The 24,746-nt window shown below is 57.2% G+C and carries 17 protein-coding genes and 1 tRNA gene; 10 read left to right on the top strand and 8 right to left on the bottom strand.

The genetic code is table 11. The features are described 5' to 3' along the window. Positions 1-180: 180 nt before the first annotated feature. The 4 genes from F8N36_RS14875 to F8N36_RS14890 all read right to left on the bottom strand — a co-directional run bounded on the left by F8N36_RS14875 (position 181) and on the right by F8N36_RS14890 (position 2,435). Positions 181-780: a MarC family protein gene (locus F8N36_RS14875; RefSeq protein ID WP_291333689.1), complete on the bottom strand. Its 600-nt coding sequence runs from the start codon at positions 778-780 to the stop codon at positions 181-183. Between the two features lie 264 nt (positions 781-1,044). Continuing rightward, on the bottom strand, positions 1,045-1,239 hold the full coding sequence (locus F8N36_RS14880; RefSeq protein WP_291333691.1) for a hypothetical protein: 195 nt from the start codon (positions 1,237-1,239) through the stop codon (positions 1,045-1,047). Further along, the gene (epsC, locus tag F8N36_RS14885) at positions 1,232-2,143 is read right to left on the bottom strand and encodes a serine O-acetyltransferase EpsC (protein ID WP_291333693.1); all 912 of its coding nucleotides are present in this window, start codon (positions 2,141-2,143) and stop codon (positions 1,232-1,234) included. Before epsC ends, F8N36_RS14880 begins: the two co-directional genes overlap by 8 nt. An 88-nt stretch (positions 2,144-2,231) precedes the next feature. Beyond that, a complete protein-coding gene (locus tag F8N36_RS14890; protein ID WP_291333695.1) occupies positions 2,232-2,435 on the bottom strand; it encodes a hypothetical protein in 204 nt (67 codons plus the stop codon). Between the two features lie 169 nt (positions 2,436-2,604). Between F8N36_RS14890 and F8N36_RS14895 the strand changes: the two genes are divergently transcribed. The 5 genes from F8N36_RS14895 to F8N36_RS14915 all read left to right on the top strand — a co-directional run bounded on the left by F8N36_RS14895 (position 2,605) and on the right by F8N36_RS14915 (position 13,024). Next, complete coding sequence (locus F8N36_RS14895; RefSeq protein WP_291333697.1) at positions 2,605-2,787, top strand: hypothetical protein; 183 nt, start codon at positions 2,605-2,607, stop codon at positions 2,785-2,787. Positions 2,788-2,951: 164 nt separating this feature from the next. Further along, the gene (locus tag F8N36_RS14900; protein WP_291333699.1) at positions 2,952-3,875 is read left to right on the top strand and encodes a phosphoglycerate dehydrogenase; all 924 of its coding nucleotides are present in this window, start codon (positions 2,952-2,954) and stop codon (positions 3,873-3,875) included. A gap of 458 nt (positions 3,876-4,333) precedes the next feature. Beyond that, complete coding sequence (locus F8N36_RS14905; RefSeq protein WP_291333700.1) at positions 4,334-6,112, top strand: methyl-accepting chemotaxis protein; 1,779 nt, start codon at positions 4,334-4,336, stop codon at positions 6,110-6,112. Between the two features lie 476 nt (positions 6,113-6,588). After that, complete coding sequence (locus tag F8N36_RS14910; protein ID WP_291333701.1) at positions 6,589-8,829, top strand: methyl-accepting chemotaxis protein; 2,241 nt, start codon at positions 6,589-6,591, stop codon at positions 8,827-8,829. A gap of 193 nt (positions 8,830-9,022) precedes the next feature. Next, positions 9,023-13,024 carry a transporter substrate-binding domain-containing protein gene (locus F8N36_RS14915; protein ID WP_291333702.1) on the top strand — a complete coding sequence of 1,334 codons (4,002 nt, stop codon included), beginning with the start codon at positions 9,023-9,025 and terminating at the stop codon, positions 13,022-13,024. A 27-nt stretch (positions 13,025-13,051) separates the two neighbouring features. Here the strand turns inward: F8N36_RS14915 and F8N36_RS14920 are convergent, their stop codons facing one another. The 3 genes from F8N36_RS14920 to F8N36_RS14930 form a co-directional block, all read right to left on the bottom strand. Further along, a complete protein-coding gene (locus tag F8N36_RS14920) occupies positions 13,052-14,368 on the bottom strand; it encodes a YibE/F family protein (protein ID WP_366247061.1) in 1,317 nt (438 codons plus the stop codon). Positions 14,369-14,469: 101 nt separating this feature from the next. Continuing rightward, positions 14,470-16,032, bottom strand: coding sequence for an alkaline phosphatase (locus tag F8N36_RS14925; protein ID WP_291333703.1), 1,563 nt, complete (start codon positions 16,030-16,032; stop codon positions 14,470-14,472). A 259-nt stretch (positions 16,033-16,291) separates the two neighbouring features. After that, positions 16,292-16,367: transfer RNA gene (locus F8N36_RS14930), tRNA-Phe, on the bottom strand. Between the two features lie 174 nt (positions 16,368-16,541). Here F8N36_RS14930 and F8N36_RS14935 point away from each other — a divergent pair. Beyond that, the gene (locus tag F8N36_RS14935; protein ID WP_291333704.1) at positions 16,542-17,936 is read left to right on the top strand and encodes a chloride channel protein; all 1,395 of its coding nucleotides are present in this window, start codon (positions 16,542-16,544) and stop codon (positions 17,934-17,936) included. 147 nt (positions 17,937-18,083) lie between these two features. After that, on the top strand, positions 18,084-19,349 hold the full coding sequence (locus F8N36_RS14940; RefSeq protein ID WP_022659670.1) for an AMP-binding protein: 1,266 nt from the start codon (positions 18,084-18,086) through the stop codon (positions 19,347-19,349). A gap of 87 nt (positions 19,350-19,436) precedes the next feature. Here the strand turns inward: F8N36_RS14940 and F8N36_RS14945 are convergent, their stop codons facing one another. Then, positions 19,437-21,215, bottom strand: a complete 1,779-nt coding sequence (locus F8N36_RS14945; RefSeq protein WP_291333707.1) for a methyl-accepting chemotaxis protein — start codon at positions 21,213-21,215, stop codon at positions 19,437-19,439. Positions 21,216-21,413: 198 nt separating this feature from the next. Here F8N36_RS14945 and F8N36_RS14950 point away from each other — a divergent pair, with 198 nt between their 5' ends. The 3 genes from F8N36_RS14950 (at position 21,414) to F8N36_RS14960 (ending at position 24,726) form a co-directional block, all read left to right on the top strand. Then, positions 21,414-21,815, top strand: coding sequence for a hypothetical protein (locus F8N36_RS14950; protein WP_291333709.1), 402 nt, complete (start codon positions 21,414-21,416; stop codon positions 21,813-21,815). A 108-nt stretch (positions 21,816-21,923) separates the two neighbouring features. Continuing rightward, positions 21,924-22,304: an EF-hand domain-containing protein gene (locus F8N36_RS14955; protein WP_291333711.1), complete on the top strand. Its 381-nt coding sequence runs from the start codon at positions 21,924-21,926 to the stop codon at positions 22,302-22,304. A 349-nt stretch (positions 22,305-22,653) separates the two neighbouring features. After that, on the top strand, positions 22,654-24,726 hold the full coding sequence (locus tag F8N36_RS14960; RefSeq protein WP_291333888.1) for a YgiQ family radical SAM protein: 2,073 nt from the start codon (positions 22,654-22,656) through the stop codon (positions 24,724-24,726). The last annotated feature ends 20 nt before the right edge of the window (positions 24,727-24,746 follow it).

Raw genomic sequence — 24,746 nt, forward strand, 5'->3', positions numbered from 1 at the left:
AATACCGCGCCGGGGCAGCAGACCCCATGCCGTTTACACACCCTGTCACCCTGCCCGTAGCGTGGCCGCCTGCGGCCACTGCGCCGGGCATTACCCCTTAACCGCCAAAACCCTCTTATTCATATCAAAACGGCGAAATACCCAGATTTCGCCGTTAATACCATTTGCAGTCGCCGCCAGCTAACCCAAAAAGGCCCGTATTCCCGTAAAAATGACCTGCGCCGCAATGGCGGCCAGCAGCAGACCCGTAAGTTTGGAGAGCACGGCAATGCCCGTGTGGTGCAGGGCGCGCACCACGCCATCGGCCATGCACAGCAGCATGAACATGCCAAACGATGCCGCCAGCAGAGAAAACACGCCCACCAGCACCTGCTGCATTTCGGTTGCCGAAGCTCCCATAACCATGACCGCGCCAATGGAGGCAGGCCCCATGCCCAGCGGTATGGCCAGCGGCACAACGCTGATGTCGCCCTCTTTGCCGGAGAGCGCATCCTTGCCATCGTCGTTCATGAGAGAAACAGCTGTAAGAAAAAGCAGCACACCAGCGCCAATGCGAAAGGCGTCCAACGTGAAGCCGAAAAGCGAAAAAAGGTGCGGGCCAAACAGAAACAGCGTTACGCCAATAACAAAGATGGCCGCAGAAGTTTTGGCGGCCACGGTCGATTTCTGCTTTTTGTCAAAGCCCTTTGTGCCGCTGATAAAGGCGCTCAGTACGGCAGGGGGCGTCATGAGCGCGTATATCTTGATACTCGTGCCCACAACTTCGGTAAAAAATTCCATGACAACTCCACTTTCCGATCCGTCAGCGCCGCATCTGCCCAGACACCTTGCCCACAGCCAGAATTTAAGAAGGCGGGATTATGTCATGCAAGGGACTTCATGTCCATACTGCAAGCCCACCTGCGCCTGAAAATTCACCTGACCAGCCAGCAATTCACAAGCTCCCCGATTACACTGACTCAAACAAAAAAGGCCCGCCGCACACGGCACGCTGCTGCGCGCCCATGAAACGGCGGGACCCTCCCAAATCGTTTGGCGTGGCTGCTAGCGGCCAACGCCTATTTCTGTAACCACCTGCCCGCTGGGCTTGACGCTCATGCCGCACCCGCCCACAGGCAGCAGCACTGCGCATGCCAGGGCCACCAGCAGCAGGGGCACAGCCCTGTTTCGCAGACGCCCCGACGGTATGCCCGGTCGGGCCTGCCGCGGTAGAGGAAGCAGCTTGAGCCGATCAGACACGTGGCTTTTCCTGTGCAATGCGCGCGCCTTCCGGCACGTCCTGAGTGATCCACACGTTGCCGCCAACCACCGCGCCCTTCCCCACCGTAATGCGGCCAAGAATGGTGGCACCAGCGTAAACAGTGACGTTGTCGCACAGTATGGGGTGGCGCGGGTTGCCCTTGGTGAGCGTGCCGTCCGCATTTTTGGGGAAGGAAAGCGCGCCCAGGGTCACGCCCTGATACAGGCGGCAGTTGCGCCCGATGATGCAGGTTTCGCCAATAACCACGCCAGTGCCGTGGTCGATGAAAAATTCTTCGCCAATGGCCGCGCCGGGGTGGATATCAATACCCGTGGTGCTGTGTGCCATTTCAGAAATAATGCGCGGAATCACCGGCACCTTGAGCTTGTACAGCTCGTGGGCGATGCGGTGATGAAACATGGCCCGCAGCGAAGGATAGCAGAAAATGGTTTCGCCGGGGCTGGTGGCAGCGGGGTCACCCTCATAGGCAGCCTTGGCGTCGCCCGCCAGCAGGCGGCGTATTTCCGGCAGGCTGTCCATAAAGGCCAGTGCGGCCTGCTGGCCTTCCGTTTCGCACGAGGTGCAGGGAATACCAAGCCCCTCACAGCTAAAGCAGAAACCGCGCACGATCTGTTCGCCCAACAGGCGGTGAATGCTGTCCAGGTTGGCCGACAGGTGGTAGCGCATTGATTCACGCCGCACCGTGGCCGCGCCGAAATAGCCGGGAAAAATGGCCGCGCGCAGACGCTCGAGTATTTCGGAAAGCACGGGCAACGACGGCATGGGCGCACCCTGGCCAGAACGATGCCACACGGCGCTGAGCGAGCTTTCGTGGCAGAGACGCTCAACCACGCTGTCGATAAGGGGCATGCCGGTTGCGGTGATATCCTGCTTTGTGTTCATGGCAAAATCCTGGGAGATATTCGGTTGCGCGTTGTCCGCCAGACGGCATCGAGTGCCCTCTGACGACTATCCGGGAATTCGTATCAGCCTACATGGAGTTGCCGCCTGCCGCAATGGTCAACCCGCACCAGCGCAGCGACGCGTAAAAACCAATGGCAACGTTACAATAGTTAACATCAAACTTTCCACTGTTAATACCCGGAGACCATTTATTTTTTGCCGCCACAACATCGCCCCACAGTTCTGCCGGGCATAGCGCATTTTCATGCTTTTGCAGTTTTGTTTTCCGCATTCTGCGCGACCCATCAACATGAAAATATCTCAAAGAGCATGAGCCCCAGGCGAAGGCATGCCGAGAGAGCAATGAACTTTTTATGATCAGGCGATATGCCCTACATTTTTTTGCGACCAGACCGATAAGGGAAGATGTAGAGGCCGCATAAGCGACCAAGGAGCACGACATGGACGATGTGCAAATGGGCATGAGCGTAAGCGTGACCAAGAGCGCCCTGAACTTTCAGGCCAGCATGTCTGCAGCGCTGATCAATGGAACCATTGATAAAGGCGCGGAAATGGAGCAGAACATGCGCAGTCAAGGGCTGGCCGCCGAGGGCATTGGCGGCAAGCTTGACGTGCAGGCGTAATACGCTTTGCAGTGCGAAGAGGAATAGCCGTCGGGTTTACCCGGCGGCTATTACGCGTTGCAAGGGCAAAATAAAACGTCGCGTTGACAAATACCCGCAGAGTAGTAAGGCTGTATTCGCCGGTTACCGGCCAGATACTGCCCATATCCTCACAAGGAGTTTTTGTGAAAATTCTTGTAACACCCCGCTCTTTTGGCAAAACAAATCCAGAGCTTTTTGACCGTCTGGCCCAGGCTGGACTGGAAGTAATACGCAACGACACGGGCGGCATTCTTTCCGCCGAGCAGATGAAAGAAAAGCTGGCCAGCTGCGCGGGCGTTATTCTTGGCGTTGACCCCATGGACGCCGATGTGCTGGCTGCGGCACCCAATCTCAAGGCCATTGCCAAATACGGCGTGGGCCTCGACAACATTGACCTTGAAGCCTGCAAGCAGCGCGGCATTGCGGTATCGCGCACTGTTGGGGCCAACAGCAATGCCGTGGCCGACTACGCGCTTACCCTTATGCTTATGGTGGCGCGCAAGGCCGGTCTTATAGACCGCCGCTGCCGCCAGAAAGACTGGGGCAAGATCACCAGCATCGATCTGTACGGCAAAACCATCGGCATTATCGGCCTGGGGGCCATTGGCCGCTGCGTGGTCAAACGCGCCCAGGGGTTTGGCATGAAGGTTCTCGCCCACGACGTGGTGTGGGACGATGCCTGGACCGCCAAGGAAGGCGTTGAACGCGCCGACGTTGACCGCATCTGCCGCGAGGCGGATTTCATCACCCTGCACACAGTGCTGACCGACGAAACCCGCAACCTCATCAATGCCGAACGTCTGACCTCCATGAAAAAGACCGCAGTGCTCATCAACACAGCCCGTGGCGGCCTGATTGACGAAACCGCCCTGTTGGCGGCCCTGCAGCAAGGCAACATCTATGGTGCTGGCCTTGACGTTTTTGAGCAGGAACCCCCGACCAATCCCGCATGGTATGAGCTGGACAACCTTGTGATGGGTTCGCACTGCTCGTCCTCTACCGCTGGAGCTACGGAAACCATGGGCAACATGGCCGTTGACAACCTGCTGCGCGATCTGGGCATCTAGACCACAGCTTTTGCCTACAAGGCACAGGATTGAATACCAAAGAGCCCGCGTTCTCCACGAGAGACCGCGGGCTCTTTGGTATGTTACGCACGCAAAGCACAACGTTGCAGGGGCGCTTCCATCATGCCATGCAGCAATGCCCAATTTTGTAAAAAAATTGCCAAACTTAGTATATTTCTAGCATTCGATAATTCCCAACAATTACAGTCGGAAAAGATTCTTGATTGTTCGCTTAAACAATCAATACACATCAATAACTACGCAAAAAAACAAATACTAATTAATTAGCAAATAATTAAATACAACATACAATATTGTTTACTGGCAGTTATTTTTTAGTAAATTGATCTATTATAAATACCATAATCGCCGAAAGAGCATGCAACCAGCCTGACAAAAAGCAATTTATCCGATGCTATTTTCACCAGCAACCGCCGGCACACCGTGTGGAGGTGTATATGATCAAGATCTCGACCATGCAAAAACTCTTTGGCCTGTCCTTGATTCTTTCACTCTTTACCATTGCTGTTGGCGCGTATTCAGTAACCAGTCTTGGTAAACTTTCAGACGATATCGACGTTCTTTACACGATTCATGTAAAAGGGCTTGATGCTTCTAGAGCGCTTAATATCAGTGCTCTCAGAATTCTTCGTGAAGAAAAAAACATCATAATCTCCAATGACCAGGATGAAATTCAGCGTTATATTGACATTCTTGCAGTTGAACGCAAAAAATTTGACACCATGCTGCAAGAACTGCCCATTTTCTTTCAGTCTGGCGAAGGCAAAACGCTGTGCAACAACGTAACAAAATCTGCCCAGGCCTGGCTTGCCCTGCATGAAAAAGTCGTGGTGCTTGGCAAAACTACTGATGCAGCCCTCAACGAACAGGCGCAAAAGCTCTCCACAACTGACGCGCGACAAGCCCTGGGCACATTGGCTCAGGACATACAGAAAGTGGTGGACTTCAAGCTCATGCGTGCCGACCAGCTCAACGAAAGCAGCACACGCATGTACGAAAGGTCGCGTCTGGTCACCATTCTGGGCATACTGGCCTCCGTGCTCATCGGCCTGGGGCTGGGCTTTTTGATGGCCCGCAGCATGCTGCGCCAGCTTGGTGACGAACCCGCTTCACTTTCTCAGCTGGCTCTTGCCATAGCCGGGGGAGACCTGGAAGCACGGTTTGATCCTACCCGACCAGAAGTTGGCGTGTTCGGCGCCATGAAGGGCATGGTGGCTACCCTCAAAAGCAAGATAGGCGAGGCTGAACAAAAAGGCGTTGAAGCAGAGGAAGAATCCAGAAAGGCCCAGCAGGCCACTCTTGAGGCAGAGGCCGCACGCAAGCAGGCCGAACGCGCCAAGGCCGAGGGTATGCTTCAGGCCGCCCGCCAGCTTGAAAGCGTTGTAAACATCATAAATACGGCTTCGGAGCAGCTCTCTGCCCAGATCGAGCAGTCGAGCCGTGGCGCAGACGAGCAGTCAAGCCGTGTGCGCGAAACAGCCACTGCCATGGAAGAAATGAACGCCACAGTGCTTGAGGTTTCCAAAAACGCACAGCAAGCTGCGGACGCCTCCAACCACACCAAGAAGCAGGCCGTAGACGGCGTGGCCATTGTGAATGACGCGGTCAAGGGCATTGAAACAGTGCGCACCCAGTCCATGGCCATCAAGGAAGACATGAACGCCCTGGGCAAGCAGGCCGAAGGTATTGGTCAGGTCATGAACGTTATCGCCGACATCGCCGACCAGACAAACCTGCTGGCCCTCAACGCCGCCATCGAAGCCGCCCGCGCGGGTGATGCCGGGCGAGGCTTTGCGGTGGTGGCCGACGAGGTGCGCAAACTGGCCGAAAAGACCATGTCTGCCACCCAGGAAGTGGGTCAGGCCATACGCGACATTCAGGAAGGCACACGTAAAAACATCGCCAATGTGGACAAGTCTGCGGCTTCCATCGAGAGTGCCACAAACCTTTCGGTGCGCTCTGGTGAATCGTTGCAGCAGATTCTTACCTTTGTGGAGCACGTGAACGATCAGGTGCAGTCTATCGCCACCGCCAGCGAAGAACAGTCTGCCGCCAGCGAAGAGATCAACCAGTCTGTGGAGCAGGTGGCGACCATTTCGGCTGAAACGGCACAGGCCATGGAACAGGCATCGCGTGCAGTGTCCGACCTGCTGGAACAGTCGCAGATACTGAACAAGCTGATCACCGAAATGAAGGCCCAGGGCGAAGCAGCATAAGAAGTTCATCACGCCCTGTCGCTGACAGAACTAACCCCACAAAATATCAAGTGCCGACTCTGTCGGCACTTTTTTTGTCTGCACTACCCTACAGCACAACATACATACGGATTCCATTTTCTGGCTTTTTTACCTGGGCAGCAGACTGACATTCAAATCCACCAAGGAATGAGCACGCATTTGATGGAGATCTATCCACGCTGTATGCAACGAAAGTTTTTTTCACGTACCTGTAAATATTCGTGATTATTTGTTAGATAAATTTTTAATTATAAATATGCATTGTACACTGTAGTTAATTTGTTTTAATATTTATAAACTTGAAATACAACCTAATCTGATCCAATTTTTAACCGATATATAATGAAACAAGACTGATTGAACGAACAATAAAAGTAACATTGAATTTCAATTCACACAACGCAGGTAAAAATCTACAAATATAGTCGTGCACAAAGAAACAACCTGGGGGAAACATGCGATCCATCAAACAAAAAATTGCACTGGCTGCGGGCCTTGGCCTTATTTTTACTGCTGCCGCGCTTGTTGCCTACGGGGTGTACGCCACAAGCAACACCAAAAGCTTTGTTTCCAGCCAGGTTTCGCATCTACTTGAAACGAATGCCGTTTCAGCGCTTGAATCGCTTGTTTCTGACCGGGCAACCGTGGTGGAAACCGCTCTGCAGGACAATATCGATACGGCCCGTACCACTGGCAAAATTTTTGAAGTGTTGCGCGCCAACATAGAGAGCGACCACCTGCGCGAGCTGTTCACCAAAATCCTGCGCGCCAATCTGGAAAACAACCCCACCTATCTGGGTTCGTACTCTGCCTGGGAACCCAACGCGCTTGACGGCAATGATGCCCAGTACGCCAATACGGAAGCCCACGACGCATCTGGCCGCTTTATCACTTACTGGAACCGCGACGCATCGGGCAAGATCAACCGACAGGCACTGGTGGAATATGAAAGCCAGGCCAAGCATCCCAACGGCGTGCGCAAGGGCGGCTGGTATCTTGGCCCCAAGGAAACCGGCAAGGAAAGCGTACTTGATCCATTCCCCTACATAGTGCAGGGCAAGACCGAATGGCTGACCACCCTCTCCGCCCCCGTCAAGGACAACAATAACAAGTTTCTTGGTGTTTCCGGTACAGACCTGCGCCTCACATTTTTGCAGAAGATGGCTGAAGACGTTGATGCCAAAATATACAATGGCAAGGGCGAAGTACTCATCGTCAGCTACGACGGGCTCATCGTAGCCAACAGCGGCGATGCCGCCATGGTGGGCAAGGCTCTGACCAATGCCATGCCCAATGCAGACAAAGTCATGCCCAACATCCGCGAGGGCAAGGCTTTCGCTGGCCTGGACGACGGCGGCAAATCCATTATTGCCTATGCCCCCGTAAAACTTGGCCGTTCCGGCAAGTTTTGGTCTGTGCTTGTAAAACTGCCACGCGATGTGGTGCTGGCAGACGCCGATGCCCTGGAACACCAGCTGGCTGATCGCGCCAAAAACGATGCCTTTAACCAGATTATGGTGGGCGTGGGCGTGGCCCTTCTGGGCATTGTGTGCCTGTGGGTCTTTGCAGGTTCCATTACCCGCCCGATCGTCAGTGCCAAGGACTTTGCCGAAAGCGTCGCCGCTGGCGATTTCAGCCGCCAGCTGATGGTGAACCAGCAAGACGAAATAGGCGTGCTGGCCGACTCGCTGCGCACCATGGTTTCAAACCTGCAGGCCATGATTGCAGAAGCCCATGGCAAGGGCGAAGAAGCCCAAAAGGCCATGGTCGAAGCACAGGCAGCCACACAGGAAGCCCATACCGCCAGAGCGCAGGCCGAACGCGCCAAAGCCGAGGGCATGCTGCATGCGGCTGGCCAGCTTGAAGGCGTGGTAGAAATTGTCACCTCGGCCTCGCAGCAGCTTTCGAGCCAGATTGCGCAGTCGAGCCGCGGCGCGGACGAACAGTCGGGTCGCGTGCGCGAAACAGCCACTGCCATGGAAGAAATGAATGCCACAGTACTTGAAGTGGCCCGCAACGCACAGCAGGCCGCCGACGCTTCAATCCAGACCAGACAAAAGGCTCTTGAGGGTTCCACCATCGTGAATGACGCGGTCAAGGGCATCGAAACCGTGCGCACCCAGTCCATGGCCATCAAGGAAGACATGAACGCTCTTGGCAAGCAGGCCGAAGGCATTGGCCAGGTCATGAACGTTATTGCCGACATCGCCGACCAGACCAACCTGCTCGCCCTCAACGCCGCCATCGAAGCGGCCCGCGCTGGCGATGCCGGGCGAGGTTTTGCGGTGGTGGCCGACGAAGTGCGCAAGCTGGCCGAAAAGACCATGTCTGCCACCCAGGAAGTGGGACAAGCCATACGCGATATTCAGGAAGGCACACGCAAGAACATTGCCAACGTGGATAAGGCCGCTGTAAATATTGAAAGCGCCACCGATCTCTCCATACGGTCCGGCGAAGCCTTGCAGCAGATTGTTTCCCTTGTTGAACAGGTAAATGATCAGGTTCAGTCAATAGCAACCGCAAGTGAACAGCAATCTGCAGCCAGTGAAGAAATCAACCGTTCTGTCGAGCAGGTTTCTGCAATTTCTTCTGAAACTGCACAAGCCATGGAACAGGCTTCCAGCGCCGTTTCAGAACTTGCCCAGCAGTCAAAAGTACTGCAAAATCTGATTTCTGAAATGAAAAATCAGGGTTAACAACACCAAAACAACTATGGCTTGTCCGGTTCAGGCTTGCGCTTGGGCCGGACAAGCCATTGACACAGCTCTTCTTTCACTGCATTAAACTGCGAGGTACTTTCGCTACGAACGCTGCATTATTGAAGACAATCTCTTTTAGCAACGCCTGAGGGGCCTCAACCAAGCCACTCTAACAGATTGCAGGAAATCTATGCGCGGCCTTTTCGCTGGAATCTTTTTACTTATAGCACTTGCAACCTATGCAGCTGCCGCTCCTCCAGCACCGGCCCTTGCTTCCGACTCCCCGCCTCCTGTCATCATCACCCTTCCCCGTGACAACGAACCATATTCATTTGCATCCATGTTTGGCGAGCCTTCGGGCATGCTGGTGGAAATATGGCGCCTGTGGGGCGAAAAAACTGGCCGAGAAGTCAAGTTTCGCATGGGCGACTGGGCAGATACCATCAGCGACATCCGGTCCGGACAGGCCAACATCCATAGCGGGCTTTTCCGTACCGCGCACCGCTCGCAGTTTATGGAATTTGGCCCCCCGCTCTATCCCTCGCGCATAGTTCTGATTACGGCCTCGGGTATCAACGCAGACCTTGAGCGCATGGCTTCGTCCACAATTTCAGTGCTCAGGGGTTCGCAGATAGAGACCTACCTGCGTACCCACTACCCCAACCTGCACCTGCTGTCGTTTACCTCGTTCAAAGACATGGTGCTGGCGGTGGCCGGAGGGCAGGCACAGGGCGTGGTGGGCCCACCCCTGGCTGTGCTCAATGCCATTGACCGGCTCGGCCTCCACGAAAAATTTTCCACAGAACCAGTGCGCCTGTATGAAGATGATATTCGCCCCGCCGTATCCAAGGGCAATACGGAAATGATGGCGCTTGTGGAGCGGGGACTGTCGCAGATTTCGCGTGCGGAACTCATTGCCATTGAAGAATACTGGATCAGAGTACCCATGCTGCGCGAAATTGATAAAATGCGCCGCCCCCTGAACCTCACCCGTCAGGAAAGACAATGGCTGGAAGCCCATTCACAGTGGAAAATAGGCATTCTAAAAGATGCCGCCCCCCTGGCCTTCATCAACAATCAGGGCCGGTTTGACGGTATTGGTGCTGATATTCTGCGGGCAGTGGCCGACATCCTTGGCGTGGACGTGCAGTTGCACCATACCGGCAGCGGCCGGGATCTTGGGTCGGCGCTGGCCGCACAGTACGTGGACATGGTGCCCTTTAGCGAAAAGCTCACGGTGCCACAGGATACCCCGCCTCTGAGCAGCCTGCTGTTTTATCTGCCGCTTGATGTGGTCACCAAGTCCACTGCCAGTTTTTCCGTTATCCGCCCCCGCGATCTGGCCAAAAAAACAGTGGCAGTTCTGGCATATCCAGACCTTTTGGCCCAGATGGAAAGGATGATTCCATCGCTGGTTGTTGTGCCTGTGCAGAATATGGACGAAGCGTTTAGCGGCCTGCGTCTTGGCCGATACGATGCCATTGTGGGGCCTTCCGTATCTGTGGGCTATGCCATGACCAACGGCACGCATGACGACCTGCGCCACACCCGCCTGCCCGACCTGCGTTATGCCGCCCAGATTGCCATTCGAGCCGACTGGCCCGAATTGCGAAGCATTTTTGAAAAAACCCTTGAAAACATTCCCTATGCCAACCTCATGGAGATGGCCCAGCGCTGGACGACCCTGCGCATTGAAACCAATGTGGACTGGGAACGCATCAAGCAGGTGGGGGGCATTTTGGGTTTGCTGGCTGCCAGCCTGCTTGCCGTCATACTGGTTGCCAACCGTCGGCTGGCCCGCCAGAGCCAGGCCACACAAAAGGCCCTTACAGCTCTGCGCCAGCGCGAGCGCCAGCTCAAGGCCGTAATGGACAACCAGCCAAGCATGGTTGCGCTGGTTGATGCAGATGGCCGGTTTATTCTTGCAAACAGGCAATTTGAGCTGTTTATCGGCCGCACGGCCGATTCCATTCTTGGCAAACGCAACGAGGATATTCTACGCCCTGAAATTGCCGCAGAGGCGACACGTTCCGACATCATCGTGCTTGGCACCGGGGAACCGCTTACAGAGCAGGTGGCCTATCACAATGCAATGGGCGAGCTGCGCGATATCGACATCTGCAAGGTTCCCCTCAAGGACGATGAAGGCAATATTTCCGGCATTGTTGTCACGGGTACAGACATTACGGAGCGGCGCACGGCAGAGCGGCAGGCCCTGCGCACCCAGACAGAAATGGCCCAGATATTCAACGCAGCTGGCAGCGCCATGCGCGTGCTCGATACCAACCGAACGGTTTTGCAGGCCAACGATGCCTACCTGAAACTGCACGGCTATACGCGCGAAGATGTCATTGGCTCACGCTGCTCGGAATACACCCACGACAAGGAAAAATGCCCCTCGTGCGCGGTGACGCGCGTGCTCAATGGCCAGCCCAAGGCCGCAGAAACAACCATGCACCGCCGCAAGGACGGCGACGAACGGTACTGCGATATTGTGGCAACGCCCTTTCTGTCACCCGAGGGCGAAATGCTTGGGGTTATTGAAGACTGCCGCGATGTGACCGATCTGGTGGAAAGCCAAAAGGTCATGCAGCGGGCGGCCCTGGCTGCAGAAGAAGCCAACCGTGCCAAGAGCGAATTTCTGGCAAACATGAGCCATGAAATCCGTACCCCCATGAACGCCATCATAGGCATGTCATATCTTGCCCTGCAGACAGAGCTGACCAACAAGCAGCACGGCTACCTGAACAGCATCAAGAATTCTGCCAAATCGCTGCTGCATATCATCAATGATATTCTGGACTTTTCGAAGATCGAAGCCGGGCGCATGGACATTGAGCAGGTTGATTTCGAGCTGGATGAAGTGCTGCAGGGGCTTGCCAGCCTGGATGCCGTGAAGCTGGCCGACGGCAAGGTTGAACTGCAGCTGGATGTGGAGCCTGATGTTCCCTTTACCCTTGTGGGCGATCCCTTGCGTCTTGGGCAGGTGCTCATAAACCTGGTTGGCAATGCCATCAAGTTTACGGATCAGGGCGAAGTTGTGGTGCGTGTGCGGCATCAGTCTACCGTAAACAACAGGATGACCCTGCTTTTCAGCGTGAGTGATACCGGCGTGGGCATGACCGAAGAACAGATGGAAAAGCTCTTCCACGCATTTTCGCAGGCCGACATGTCTACCACACGGCGGTTTGGCGGTACGGGCCTTGGGCTTTCCATCTCCAAAAAACTTGTGGAGATAATGGGCGGCAGTATCTTTGTAGAGAGTACTCTCAACCAGGGCAGCACATTCTATTTCACCGTGCCTTTTGAGCTGCCGCAGGCGGGCCACAGCGTCATGACAGAGCTGCTGGCGCTCTCTGACATGCGGGTGCTGGTGCTCAGCCGCTCGCAGTCTGCCCGCGAAAAGCTTTGCAAAACACTTACCGGCCTTGGCATGAGGAATACCGAAGAAATTGACGGCGACGATGCCGCGCGTCTGCTGCAGGCCGCCGCTGCGGCAAATGATCCTTTTGAGGCAATACTGATCGACTGGATACGCCCCAACGAAAAAAGCCTGCAAAAGGCAAGCTGGTTGCAAAATCTTGATGGCGCGGGCGCGCCTGTCATTATCATGGCCAGCATGCCGGACATGGACGAATTTACCGCACAGGCCAACGCTGCGGGCATCAAGCAGGTGGTTGCCAAGCCCCTGAGCAGAACAATGCTGCTGCAAACCATTCAGGAAGCGGCACAGAGCAAAAGGCAGCGGCCCGATATTCGCCAGCCCGACGAAAACGTGCCCTTCCTGCCTGTATCCGGGGTTGAAAACCAGCGCGTGCTGCTGGCCGAAGACAATGAAATCAACCAGCTTGTGGCCAAGGAACTGCTTGAGAGCATGGGCCTTGCCGTTGATATTGCCGACAATGGCCGCATGGCCCTGGAAATGCTTGCGCTCAATGATTATGCCGCTGTTTTCATGGATATTCAGATGCCAGAAATGGACGGCTACGAAGCCACACGCCTTGTGCGGGCCAACCCCCTGTTGCGCGGGCTGCCCATTATCGCCCTTACGGCCCACGGCATGGTGGGCGACAGGGAAAAATGCCTCAAGGCAGGTATGGACGACCACATTTCCAAACCCATCGACCCGCAGGCTCTCGCCGACATGGTTGCGCGCTGGTGCAGCAAGAGCGGGCAACACTCACAAACCTAGAAACAGCCAGCCCGACTACTACGCTCCCTATGGCGCATCATTGTTGCCGCCACTCGCTGCCCCGGCGGCATTGGCGGGCTCTCGCGCATGCGCTGGCCCCGCAGCCTCTGGCCGGATCAGCAGCCACGTGCCTGTAAGCGCGGTAAAGGGCGCTACCGTCACAAGGCCGATGCTGCCCACCAGGGTGTTCATTATTTCTGCGGAAACAAAGGGCAGGTTGAGGGCGTTTTCCAGCGGAATACCCTGCGCCATGAACAGCATGAGGGTGGCGATGTAGCCGCCGGAATAGGCCAGCAGCAGGGTTGTGGTCATGGTTCCCACCACGGCGCGGCCCACCCGCAGGCCCGAGGCCAGCGCAGCCCGCCGCGAAATGCCGGGGCTTTGCGCCGCCAGCTCGGCCATGCTGGCAGCCACATCCATGGCAAGATCCATCAGCGCGCCAGAAGAAGCCATGAATATGCTGGCAAGAAAGATGCGCGTCATGTTGAGGTGCGGATAACCGGAATAGAGCACGGTTTCCGCATAGGGCCGCACAGCGCCGTGCAGCTGAAATGGCCCCGCAAAAATCAGGGCCAGCGCACAGGTGGTGGCAATGCCCAGCAGCGAGCCCAGCCACGCGGCTACCCCTCGTCGGTTCATGCCGCCCACCAGCAAAATGGTAGCCCCGGTGATGGCCGTGGTCACGCCCAGCCCCAGCAAAATGGGATCCACATCGCGCAGCAGTGCGGGAACCAGCGCCTTCCAGATCATCAGGGCAGAAAACACAAAAGAAAGCAGCGCCTTCAGCCCGGTTACCCCTGCAAAAACCAGCAGCAACAGGGCGAATATGCCAAAGGCCACGGCCTGGGTGTGCAGCCGGTAATGATCCTGCGCCACGGCGTCGGCCACCTTGCCGTCACGCAGGGTAAGCACCAGCAAGGCTGTGTCACCGGGGGCAAATACTTTATCCAGCTCCATCTTGCCCACAAGGTCATTGCCAGCCTGCCAGGTTTGCCCGGCATAGGGGCCATCCAGCGCGCGCATGGTCACATACTGCGTACCCATGCGCACAATGCCATACTGGTGCACCCGCTCGTTGTCCACGCTCAGCACCGTGGCACGGCAGCGCACCGCGTTTGCGGGCAGGCGGTTTTCAAAACCCGTGGGCAGCAGATAGAGTGCAATACAGGCCAGCGCCAGCACCGTGCACAGCAGGGTGTCACGCCGGGTTGACCGCAGGGGCCTGTGCGCCTCTGCCATCAGTCTCTGCGTCTGCTGCTCCACTGCACCCGCAGCTGGCTGCCCGGCCCTGCTCTCATCTGTTACGGAGCCCGACAAGGTATTTTTTTCATCATGCTGCCGCATGGCTTACCCCATTGCACACTTCTTTTTTGTAACCACAAAAAACAGGCCGAGCGGCAGGCATTGCCCCGCCGCCCGACCCGCGAACATTTTACCTGCCCTGGCTAGTTGGCGGCCTGAGTCAAAACACCAACCCCTGAGGCTGAGCCGGATACCGCAGCAGCGGCTTTTTTCAGCCCCATGACTTCAGCCATGCGCGAAAAAATGTCTGTATTGTCGTAAAAACCGCCAAAACGTTCTGCACCCACTCCACCGGCAGAGGTCAGCACCGGCACGCCGGTATGCGAATACGTTGTCCAGGCGATGCCCGACTTCTGGTTGAGCAGGTGGGTGAGGGTAACGGTAAAGGGCTCGTATTCGCCGTACAGCAGGTAGTCCTGATCGCTCTGGTTCTTGCGTTCACCGCCCTGCATGCTGCGCTCAAAGGCGGCGCGCAGTTCTTCAACCTCGTAGGGCTTCAGCACCATGCCTGCGGCTTCGCCTTCCTTGGGCAGGGCTGCGGCTTCGGCTTCAGGCAGCACAACAAGACCAAAATTTTCTTTAACCATGGGCAACACGTCCTCAAGTCTGGCCTGAGGATGCGCCTTGCGGAATGCGCTGAACTTTTCGTCAAAGGCCACGTAGGAAATTTTCTGGTTTTTCAGACGGGTGTGGTACGAATCGTACTTTGTGCCCGCAAAACCAATGGACATGCCACCGGTTTCGTGGTCGCCCGTAACGATGACCAGAGTTTCATCGGGATGTTTTGCCATAAAGCGCATGGCCTCGGCCACGGCGGAGTCAAAGGCCAGCACGTCGGTGATGGAGCTTACGGCATCGTTGGCATGGCAGGCCCAGTCAACCTTGCCGCCTTCGACCATCATGAAAAAGCCCTTGGGGTTGTCGAGCAGTTCAAAACCCTTGCGCGCCATCTCGGCCAGCGAAACATCGCCCGCCGCCGCGTCCATGGCGTAGGTCATGGCCTCTTCGTCCTGCAGGCGCGGATTGACGAAAACCACGCGCTCCTTGCCGGGCTTGAGGGCGCGAAAATCCTGGGCGCTGTTTACGTAGTGGAATCCGCTGGTGCGTATGGCGTCGAGCACGTTGCGTTTGTCGCCCTCCATCTTGGACTTCTTGCCCGAAGGATCAAGAAAACCGCCGCCAGCAAAATAGTCCATGCGGCTGGCGGCCAGTTCAAGGCCGATTTCGTAATAATTTTTGCGGCTGGGCTGATGGGCGTAAAACGAACCGGGGGTGGCGTGATCGAGCGAAACGCTGGTCACAATGCCCACCTTCATGCCGCTGTCACGAGCCATCTCGGCAATGGAAACCACAGGTACGTTCTTGCCGTCCACACCAAGGCCACGGTTGGTGGTTTTGACGCCACAGGCCATGGCCGTACCGGCGGCGGCAGAATCGGTGATGAGCGAATCGATGGAATAGGTGGTGGTAGCGCCCTGCACGGGCAGCTGGCTCATGTTGAGCTTGACGATGCCGGGGGTGGTATCGCCCTTTTGCGCGGCCAGATACAGCTCGGCCGCATTGCGCTGGGCCATGCCCATGCCGTCGCCTATGAGCAGAATAACGTACTTGGCCTGCCCCGCCTGGGCAACACCCATAAAACCAAACAGCATGACGCAGAGAATAAACACCGCGCGCGCGGCATTGTGCCAACGAAACTGGGCCATGAACCGAACCTCCTGCATGAAAGCACACGGTAAAAAGCCCATGACATCGGCCAGCCTTCCCCAAAATCACGCAAGACTGCCTGCGGGCTCTGCAATGTGCTAAAGCTCTCCCAGGCTGGTGACGGCTGCGTTACGGGCAGACAAAGCTTGCGTCACATGGACAGGAAATACAATGGGAACAGAAAGAGGAATGCAATACTGACGAGGTAATAATAAAAAAGGACTCATGCATATACTGCATAAGTCCTTGAAATCTATATGGTGCCGAGGGACAGAATTGAACTGCCGACACGGGGATTTTCAGTCCCCTGCTCTACCAACTGAGCTACCTCGGCCCATTAGGGCTTGCCGCCAGAGCGTTTGCTCTTTCACAGCGGCTGGAAAAGTCTTCTATCTAGTTGTGTTGCCTTTGGCAAGCTTTTTTTTGAGTTTTTTTTACAATGGGTTGAAAAGCGCACCCCTTCCGGCCATACTTGGCCCCGTCAACAGCCAACAATCAAGGATTCACCGTGCCTTTTTTCAGCCCCATTCCTCCAACGCTGCGCGATCTTGATGCCCTGCGCAGCATCGGCGTCAAGCGCGTTATTTTGCAGGCCATGGCCACTGGCGGCATTACCGGCGGTGTCATAGGCCTGTTTCGCTTCAGCTACGACCATATCAACGAAGCCCTCGTGCAGGCAGTACACCGCCACAATATTTATGATCCCGCCGTGGCGGCCTGCCTTTTTGGCGGGCTGGCCGTTCTTGGCCTGCTGGCCCTGCTGGCTCTGCGCATCGAGCCCCTTGTGAGCGGCAGCGGTATTCCGCAGATAGAGCTTATGGTGCGCGGGCAAATGCGCATGAACTGGCTGCGCGTATTACTGTGCAAGTTCGCGGGAACCCTGGTTTCGCTCAGCGGCGGGCTTTCCGTTGGCCGCGAAGGGCCGTCCATTATGATGGGCGCGGCAGTGGGCGCAGGCGTCGGGAATCTGTGGGGCGAACGCAATGAGCAAAGCCTGCCCCGCTACCTTGTGGGCGGCTGCGTGGCCGGTCTGACAGCGGCCTTTGGCGCGCCAATCGCGGGCATGTTCTTTGCCTTTGAAGAAATGAAAACCATCCTCAGCGCCCCCATGCTGCTGTTTACGGGCGTGTGCGCGCTTTCCGCATGGTTTGTGGTACAGGTCGTTTTTGGGTTCGGCCTTGTGTTTCCCTTTGCGGAGCAGCCCTTCATCCACTGGACGCAGTGGTGGGTCATTCCCGCTGCCGGGGTGCTCATGGGCGTACTGGGAGCTTTTTATAATCTTGTGCTGCTGCGCCTCACGCTCTGGGCCGACAGCAGCCCCCTCATGCCCCGCCCTCTGCGCGCGCTGTTGCCCTTCATGGCGGCTGGCGCGCTGCTCTACCTTTGCCCGCAGGTGCTGGTGGGCTTTGGCATCAGCACCTTGCAGCTTGAGCAGCTGCCCCTGCCCCTGCTGGGTCTGTTTGGCCTGCTGGCGGTAAAGATGGCCTTTTCGTGGATAAGCTTTGCCTCTGGCGTGTCTGGCGGCCTGCTCATGCCCGTGCTTCTCATGGGCTCCACTGGCGGGGCGTGCATGGCCTCTGGCCTGCTGGCCGCAGATGTCATAAGTGCAGAGCAGACAGCCACAGTACTTACTCTCGGCATGACCGGGCTTTTTGCGGGCTCGGTGCGCGCGCCCCTGACCGGCGCTTTTTTGCTGCTCGAGATGACTGGCTCGTTCCACAACATGCCTGCTGTGGTGCTTACGGCCTACATTGCCGCTTTTACTGCCAACGCCCTGCACTCTGAACCGGTGTACGACAGTCTGCGCGCCCGCTGCATTGCTCTTGCTGGCGCAACTGCAAAAAACGACAACAAAGGCAATGATCCCGATGCGTCAGCCAGTGCAGAGCAACTGCAAAAATGAAAGGTCGCGAAAACAGCGCAAATTGCCATGAAAAATTTTATATATAACATGCTGAGATACTTGAATTTTTAAAAAAAAGCTTGCGTTTTGCAAATGGAGTGTCTATGTTCACCAATTGCAAAATCAACCGCGCCCCATGGAGTAGGTATGACCCGTAAAGACCGCACAGAAGGCATATACAGCCGCCGTGAAGTACTGGATGAGAGTGAGCGCCGCCAGTACTGCCTTATTCAGCTCAAAGATTTGCTCTCCTACGCCTACCGCTATTCAGAAGACGTTAAAAAGCGCTTCGACCGTGCGCAGTTTAATGTGGAGAAATTCAAGACTCTTACCGATATAAAACACATTCCCATCCTGAAGAAGAAAGAACTTATCTTCCTTCAGTCCATGGGGCCGCGCCTGGGCGGTCTGCTCACCAAGGATATCGGCGAACTCAAGCGCATCTTTTTGTCGCCTGGGCCCATTTTCGATCCCGAAGACCGTGGAGAAGACTACTGGGGCTATACCGAAGCCTTCTATTCCGTTGGCTTCCGTCCCGGCGACGCCGTGCAGAACACGTTCAACTACCAGTTGACGCCCGCTGGCCTCATGTTTGAAGAGCCGCTGCGCAATCTGGGCTGCGCGGTTATTCCCGCCGGCCCCACCGACGCCGCCACCCAGCTCGACATCATGCAGAAGCTGCGCGTCTCCGGCTATGTGGGCACTCCCAGCTTTCTCATGCACCTTGCCCAGAAGGCCGAAGAAAAAGGCCTTAACCTGCGCAAGGATCTTTTCCTCGAAGTGGCCTTTGTCACCGGCGAACGCCTGTCTGAAAAGATGCGCTCGCAGATGGAAAAAAAGTACGACCTCGTCATGCGTCAGGGCTACGGCACGGCCGACGTGGGCTGCATCGGTTACGAATGCTTCCACAAAACTGGCCTGCACATCGCCAACCGCTGCTATGTGGAAATCTGCCATCCCGACACGGGTATCCCGCTGAAGGACGGCGAAGTGGGCGAAATCGTGGTTACGGCCTTCAACAAGACCTACCCGCTGATCCGCCTTGCCACGGGCGACCTTTCGTACATCGACCGCAGCCCCTGCGCCTGCGGCCGTACCAGCCCGCGCCTTGGCAGCATTGTGGGCCGCGTGGATACTACCGCCCGCATCATGGGCATGTTTGTGTACCCGCACCAGGTTGAACAGGTCATGAGCCGCTTTGAAGAAATCAAGCGTTGGCAGATCGAAGTCACCAACCCCGGCGGCATCGATGAAATGACCCTGTTTGTGGAAACCAGCGGTTTCAAGCGCGAAGAAGAGCTGCTGCACCAGTTCCGCGAAAAGATCAAACTGCGCCCCGAACTGCGCGTGCTGGCTCCCGGCAGCCTGCCCCCGCAGATCAGGCCCATCGAAGACAAGCGTCACTGGGATTAACCCGCAGATATACGCAACAAGCCCGGCTTTTGGCCGGGCTTGTTTTTTTGATACCACACCCACTTTACGGGTCTGCCTGTCTTGCGGCTACGCGCCAGACTTCATCCTGTTCACCAGCGCCTTGAGGTCATTGGCTTCGCTCACAAGCTGCTCCACCGCCTTGGCAGAACTGGCCATGGCCTGCGCCGTATCGCGCGAAATACCGTTTATTTCGTCCACACCTCGGGTAATTTCTTCAGACGTGGCCGACTGCTCTTCGCTGGCCGTGGCAATGGCCCGCACCTGATCGCTGGCGCTGTCCACCATGCTCACAATTTCCTGCAAGACTTCACCGCAGCGCGCGGCCAGCTCTGTAGTGTGCTCCACCGCACCAAGGGCGCGTTCCATGTTGGCCACGTTCACCCGCGTGCCGTTCTGAATGCCGGTCACAGCTTCGCCCACTTCGCGGGTTGCGCCCATGGTCTTTTCGGCCAGTTTGCGCACTTCGTCGGCCACCACGGCAAAGCCGCGTCCTGCTTCACCCGCGCGCGCCGCCTCAATGGCGGCATTGAGGGCCAGCAGGTTTGTCTGGTCGGCAATGTCGGAAATAACAGACATGATCTGCCCGATGTTGTTCACCATGCCACCCAGCGAATCCATGGAATCCTTGAGCTCGGCAGACACGCGGCGCACTTCGTCCATGCCGTCCACCACCTGCCGCATACCGACAGAGCCTTCGCTGGCCCTGCCGCGCGCCGCCTCGGTGCTGTGGGCCGTATTGGCTGCGTTTTGCGCCACTTCAAGCACTGTGGCGTTCATCTGCTCTATGGCTGTTGCGGCCTCGGCCACGCGCACAGACTGCCGCTCTGCACCCGTGCTGGCCTGCCTCACCTGCGAAGATATAGCATCTGTGACCGCAGAAATGCCTTCTACCGTGCGTTCAAGCTGGCCTGCGGCTTCTATCATGCCCTCGGCCTTTGCGCGCTCTGCGGCGGCCTTGGCGGCCTGTGCCTCTTCCGCAGCCTGCCGTGCTCGCTTGCCTTCTTCTGCTGCTTCGGCGCTGCGACCTTCGGCTTCGGCGATCTTGGCTTTAAGTGTGCCCACCATTGCTTCGATACTGTCGCGCAGCACAGCCATTTCTGCGCTGTAGCTGCCGCTTGCCCTGGCCTCCAGATCGCCAGCGGCCACAGCCCGCGCCAACCCCACCACACGACCCAGAGGCCGGGTTATGGAAAGCAGCACCAGCAGCCCGATGCCCGCGCCGCACAGCACACTGCCGCAAATGGAAATCAGCAGCAGCTTTTCCGTGCCGCGGGTCTGCTCGGCCAGTTCACGCTGGCTGGCAACAACCCGATCCATGAACTGGGCTTCCAGTGTTTCCAGATTTTTTTCCGTGGTGTGCACGTTGTCTTTGTAGGTAGTGTAAAAGGCATTGGCCTGCGCGGCGTCAAAGCGGCTTGATCCGGAGGCCAGCTCGGCTGAGGTGCGACGCACCACGTCATCGTAGGCCGCAAAGGCACGCAGGGATTCCTGTGCAAGCCCTTCAGCCTTGGCCCCTGCCTGCGGATTGCCCCGCAGCGAATCTTGCAGTTTGCGCAGGGTTTCCTTGAGATCGTCTGCAATGTCGCCAAGCTTGCCCATATACCCCTTGAGCGCCTTGGCGTCGCCCAGATTGAGCAAAATGTCTTTTTCGGCCTTGCGGTACAGCTGCATACCGAGCGATGCTTCGTGCAGCAGGTTGATGGTGGGCAGCTCATGCCTGCCTATCATACTCAGCGTTTCACGCTGCGCGCGCATGGCCAGCATGGCCACTGTGCCTGTAATGGCAAAAATCAGCAAAATTACGCCAAAACCGCTCGCCAGTTTGGCTCTAAGTGACATACCCATATGACCCTCCACAACGCTCAACCACAGTGAGGGGGGAACCAGTATAACTGTTCTCCCAAACGCCCACAGCTGTCAATTACCGCCCATATCCGCGCGGCAAAATGGGGTTACGGCGTTGCCTTCTTCTTTGAACTGTATCATTTTAAACATCACGCACGCAGTGCACCAAAGCGTGCCGAACCCAGCAAGGAGATTCCCGTGAGCGCCAACACCAACGAACAGCCCCTGACAAGCCTGATTACCTGGCTGCGCAATCGCCATGCGGAAGTGATGACAACTGAAGCGCAGGCTCTGGCCCGCCTTGACGCGGGGGATACCCCCGGCCATAATGAACTCATGCACCGCAAGGCAGAGCTGCTGGCCGCCATGGCTGATGACGCCAAGCCCCTGCTTGAACCTCTGCCCGGCGAAGCGCGCTTTAATTACGCACTGGCCCTAGAAGGCTTTTCGGCAAGTGCGAGAATGTCTTTGCGTCTGAACTCGGTTTTTTATATGTCTGCCCTGCTTTATCCCGACGACCACAAGCCCGGCCAGCCCGACAACCTGACCCAGTGCATAGACCGCATGGAAAAGCTAGGTCTCGAATTCAGAAAGGATTAGCCCAATCTTGGGTTGTGGCCTTGCCCATCTGGCGCAAGGCTTTATGTATGCATTGCAGCGGGCAGGGCATTGTCTGTCTTGCTGCCTCAAACCATAAGGAGATCCCACATGAAGCTTCTGCACATAGCCATTGCCGCCGTGCTCTGCCTTTGGGCCGTATCAGCTCAGGCCAATCCCACCGCCGATGGTGCCAAGGTTGATAAATTTGCGCTGATGGATGCCAACAAGGACGGTAAGGTCACCTACGAGGAATTCAAGGCGTATTTTCCCAATATGCGCGAAGAAGCCTTTGCCGTTATTGATAAAAACGGCGACAAAGCCATCGACCGCTCCGAGTGGGATGAATTTGTGAGCAACCATTCTTCCGGCCATATGGGCGGCAGCATGGGCAACATGATGGGCGGCCAGGGCTCCATGCCCGGCAATTCCATGATGCCTGCGCCCGGCAGTGCCGATATGCCCCTGGTGACTCCTCCCAATGGCAAATAAACGTTCCCCTTCATTTCCGCAGCCCTGGCGTCAAACCGACAGCCAGAGCGGCCCTGCTTTCGAGCGGCAGCCCGACAGTTCCAAAACGGCTGCCGCTCCATTTTCTTCTGACGCGTCAGCCAATTCGCGTAAAGATGCGCCGCGCCGCAAGCCTGCCAATGCCAGACCGAATACCCAGACGACAGACAGCAAACCCGCCGCGCGCAAACCTCATTTTCCTGACCTGCTGCGCGAGGGTTCTCGCACGCAGCCCCAGCGCAAGCAAGGCTCGAACAATAACGTTTGGGCGGACGATACCGAGTCTTCCAGCACAGCCGAAGGAGCCCTGCGGCAGCCGCGCTTCGTGCCCATGAGCATGGAAGAAATGCGCACGCTAGGCTGGAACGAGCTGGATGTGCTGCTCATCAACGGGGATGCTTACGTTGACCACCCCTCGTTTGGCAACGTGCTTCTGGCCCGCTGGCTTATCCGCCACGGTTTTCGCACCGGCATTGTGGCACAGCCCAACTGGGAAAATCCTGACGACCTGCTGGTTATGGGACGACCCCGCCTTTTTGCCGGTGTCAGCGCTGGCGCGCTTGACTCACTGCTGGCGCACTACACGGCCTTTCGCAAAAAGCGGCACGACGATGCCTACACCCCTGGCGGCAAGGCCGGAGCGCGGCCCAACCGGGCCTGTCTGGTCTACGCCAACCTTGCGCGGCGGGCTTTTCCCGGTCTGCCGGTCATTCTTGGCGGCATAGAGGCCAGCCTGCGCCGTGTTTCGCACTACGATTTCTGGACAGACTCGCTACGCAAACCCATTCTTATGGATGCAAAGGCCGATCTGCTTATCTGGGGCATGGGCGAAAAAGCCATTATCGAATGCGCCCAACGCCTGCACAAAGGCGAAGACCTGCGCGGCATTCCCGGCACCGCATGGATGGACAAGCTCGACGCTTCCGGGCATCCGGCAAATCTGCCCGCCGCTCTTGAGGGTGACCCCTGGATAGCCCTGCCCTCGCACGATGAAATTCTCGCCGATTCTTTTCAGCTGCTCAAACTGACGCAGGAACTGGAACGGCAGGTGCACCGGCTCGACGCCTGGGCCTTTGAGCCTGTGGGCGACCGCGCCGTTGTGCTGGCCCGGCCAGCCCCGCCACTGAGCACGGAAGAAATGGACGATCTCTACACCCTGCCCTTCACCCGGCAGGCCCACCCGCGCTACAAGGAAGCAATACCCGCGGCTGAGATGATGCGTACCAGCATCACCAGTCACCGGGGTTGTGGCGGCGGCTGCTCGTTCTGCTCGTTGGCCCTGCATCAGGGCAGGCGCATCAGCTCGCGCTCCGAGCAGTCCATCCTTGCAGAAGCCAGTTTGCTGGGCCAACAGAACGTGGCCCGGGGCAAGGGGCCGGTGGCAATTTCAGACGTGGGCGGCCCCACTGCCAACATGTGGCAGGGGCATTGCGCCCTCGACGCACGCACCGCCCAGCATGATGAAGGCGGCAGTATACGGGGCAAAAGCGCCTGCCGCAGAGCAAGCTGCTGTTTTCCCTCTGTGTGCAAGTCGTTTATCACGCCACAACGCAGACATGTGGAATTGCTGCGCAAGGTTGCGGCCCTGCCAGAGGTCAAACAGGCCCGCGTGGCCAGCGGCGTGCGCGCCGATCTGGCGCTGCGCGATGCAGATGCTCTTGCGGCATATACTGGCGAGTTTACGGGCGGCCAGCTCAAGGTGGCACCAGAACACTGCGCCCCATCTGTGCTTGAACTCATGCGCAAGCCTTCGCTGGACGTTTTTGAGGTTTTTCTGGATAGCTTCGTACGCCAGAGCCGCGCCGCCGGGCGTGAGCAATACGTTGTACCCTACCTCATGAGCGGTTTTCCCGGCTGCAGCGATGAAGACATGCGCACTCTTTCGCGCTGGCTGCGGCAACGGCACTGGAATCCCCAGCAGACGCAGTGTTTCATTCCCACACCCGGCACAATCGCCACGGCAATGTTTTACTGTGGGCGCGACGAGACGGGCGAACCCATCTATGTGGCCCGCACCGATGCGCAACGCATGCGGCAGCATTACATTCTCATGCCCAGTACGCAGGACGATGAGGCCCCGTCGCGGCCGCGCACTCGTGGTGGCGCAGCAGACAGCAGAGGGCAGGACCGTGCCCGCCCCGCCAGCAGAAAACCGGGACAGGAAGAGGCCGGTTCTCGTGGGTCTGATCCGCGCAATTCAGGCCAAAGAGATCCGGGCCGTAGAAACGCCCCCTCAGCGGGGCGTGGTGATGACCGCCCGGCAGGGGGCCAACGCAGGCAGGAAAGGCCAGCAGGACCTCTGAATAACCGGAAGACAAGACCAGACTCTGACGACCGCACCTCCAGAGGACGCGGCGGCCAGCCCGATAGAACAGGCGGGCGCAACGGCGGACGGCGCTCCTAACATTTTCCAATGCTTTCCAT

This window comes from Desulfovibrio sp., from assembly GCF_009712225.1.
Lineage (GTDB): Bacteria > Desulfobacterota > Desulfovibrionia > Desulfovibrionales > Desulfovibrionaceae > Desulfovibrio.

Coding starts and splice junctions, on each gene's coding strand:
- F8N36_RS14875 (WP_291333689.1), bottom strand. CDS start 780: ATGGAATTTTTTACCGAAGTTGTGGGCACGAGTATCAAGATATACGCG.
- F8N36_RS14960 (WP_291333888.1), top strand. CDS start 22,654: ATGAGCATGGAAGAAATGCGCACGCTAGGCTGGAACGAGCTGGATGTG.
- F8N36_RS14945 (WP_291333707.1), bottom strand. CDS start 21,215: ATGGGTATGTCACTTAGAGCCAAACTGGCGAGCGGTTTTGGCGTAATT.
- F8N36_RS14905 (WP_291333700.1), top strand. CDS start 4,334: ATGATCAAGATCTCGACCATGCAAAAACTCTTTGGCCTGTCCTTGATT.
- epsC (WP_291333693.1), bottom strand. CDS start 2,143: ATGAACACAAAGCAGGATATCACCGCAACCGGCATGCCCCTTATCGAC.
- F8N36_RS14940 (WP_022659670.1), top strand. CDS start 18,084: ATGACCCGTAAAGACCGCACAGAAGGCATATACAGCCGCCGTGAAGTA.
- F8N36_RS14890 (WP_291333695.1), bottom strand. CDS start 2,435: ATGCGGAAAACAAAACTGCAAAAGCATGAAAATGCGCTATGCCCGGCA.
- F8N36_RS14910 (WP_291333701.1), top strand. CDS start 6,589: ATGCGATCCATCAAACAAAAAATTGCACTGGCTGCGGGCCTTGGCCTT.
- F8N36_RS14955 (WP_291333711.1), top strand. CDS start 21,924: ATGAAGCTTCTGCACATAGCCATTGCCGCCGTGCTCTGCCTTTGGGCC.
- F8N36_RS14920 (WP_366247061.1), bottom strand. CDS start 14,368: ATGCGGCAGCATGATGAAAAAAATACCTTGTCGGGCTCCGTAACAGAT.
- F8N36_RS14895 (WP_291333697.1), top strand. CDS start 2,605: ATGGACGATGTGCAAATGGGCATGAGCGTAAGCGTGACCAAGAGCGCC.
- F8N36_RS14915 (WP_291333702.1), top strand. CDS start 9,023: ATGCGCGGCCTTTTCGCTGGAATCTTTTTACTTATAGCACTTGCAACC.
- F8N36_RS14925 (WP_291333703.1), bottom strand. CDS start 16,032: ATGGCCCAGTTTCGTTGGCACAATGCCGCGCGCGCGGTGTTTATTCTC.